The sequence below is a fragment of the Luedemannella helvata genome (genome assembly GCF_039528415.1).
GTDB classification, from domain to species: Bacteria; Actinomycetota; Actinomycetes; order Mycobacteriales; family Micromonosporaceae; genus Luedemannella; species Luedemannella helvata.
Map to the genome: position 1 here is coordinate 1 of NZ_BAAALS010000088.1, position 1,255 is coordinate 1,255.

The window sequence follows — 1,255 nt, forward strand, 5'->3', positions numbered from 1 at the left end:
GGTGGTGCTTCACCGACGTGGACTTCGCCGGTCCATTCGTCGACGGTCTTGCGGTCGAGTTCGCGGAGGTCGTATCGGGCTGCTTTGCCACGGCCGCCGTAGCGGTTGATTCGGCCTTCGGATGCCCAGCGCCAGATCGTGCCGACGGGCCGCCCGGTGTAGTAGGCGGCGTCGGCGGCTGTGACGAGTTGCGGCCGGTCCATACGCACCCCCTGGAATGACGAAAGGCCGTCCTGTGGGGGACGGCCTGAGTGCGCACGAGTGCTATTTCAGCAAATCTTCGCTTCGGTGACTTACTCGTGTCAAGAGGTGCTTTGTGGTGCGAGACTGCAGCCATGGGGGTTTCGTACATGGTCCGCGGGTCGACTGCTGCCGAGTGTCAGCGTGCGTTGGACCGGTTGTGTGTGGCACTGGATGCGACGCCGACGACGGCGCCGATTCGGGCGGCCGGCCCGGGGTGGCTGGCGCGTGCGGTGCCCACGCCGAAGGCCCCCGCGGATGGCGAGGGCCTCGTCGAGCGGTAGAAGTCAGCGCTTCTCGATCAGCGCGTGTACCTCCCGCGCCAGGTTCTCCGGCCAGGACCGGATGAGCCGTTCCATGCCGGGCTTGTCACCGCTGCATGCGAGCCTCATCAGCTGGTCGGCCTTCTCCTCGACGTCCGTCTTCGGCTCGTCGATCCGGGCTTCCGTCTGCCCCAGTAGTTCACGGAGGACGGATGTGGCGATGTGCTCCAGCACGGGTTCTCCTCAGTTGCCGTGGTTGGTGGTCTTGGCCCAGATGCCGCAGGTCTGGGTGGTGGTGTGCTGGTGATGCTGCTCGACGGGGGCGTTGTAGTTGTGGTTGTGGGTCTCAGGCACGAGCGTCTTGGCACCGCGGAGCATCCGGGCGACTGCGAGGATCGGGACGGCTATGGCCACGGGGGCCGCGCAGATCATGGCGATGACGGCGGGGTCGGCGTAGTCGGAGGCGATGAGGACCAGCGAGGTGGCGCCGCCGACGGACAGGGTGACGACGCTGCCCGTGAGCATGAGGGCGCTGGCATCGGTCGCCCTCTGACTCATGGGCGGCCGGCCGGGCTGGGGCACGGGCGGGACGGTGCCGACGGCGGGCAGGAGGCTGGTGTCACGGTAGGAAGTGGCGGGTGTCAGGGCTTCCTCGACGGCGGCGACGAGTCGGGCGGCGTGATCGTGGTCGAGGGGCTTCGGGGCGGTCATGGAGGGGCTCCTTGAGGGGGTTTGACGGGGCTTGACGGTCT

At 67.9% G+C, this 1,255-nt stretch carries 3 protein-coding genes; all 3 read right to left on the bottom strand.

Going from position 1 to position 1,255, the window contains the following annotated elements; all coding sequences use genetic code 11:
• Nucleotides 1-203: helix-turn-helix domain-containing protein (locus ABD191_RS28775; RefSeq protein ID WP_344089053.1), on the bottom strand; the 203-nt coding region annotated here is incomplete at its 3' end.
• A gap of 324 nt (nucleotides 204-527) precedes the next feature.
• Nucleotides 528-737 (bottom strand): hypothetical protein, encoded by a 210-nt coding sequence (locus ABD191_RS28780; RefSeq protein ID WP_030901049.1) that lies wholly within the window; start codon nucleotides 735-737, stop codon nucleotides 528-530.
• Between the two features lie 9 nt (nucleotides 738-746).
• Complete coding sequence (locus tag ABD191_RS28785) at nucleotides 747-1,214, bottom strand: hypothetical protein (protein ID WP_030901052.1); 468 nt, start codon at nucleotides 1,212-1,214, stop codon at nucleotides 747-749.
• Nucleotides 1,215-1,255: the final 41 nt, after the last annotated feature.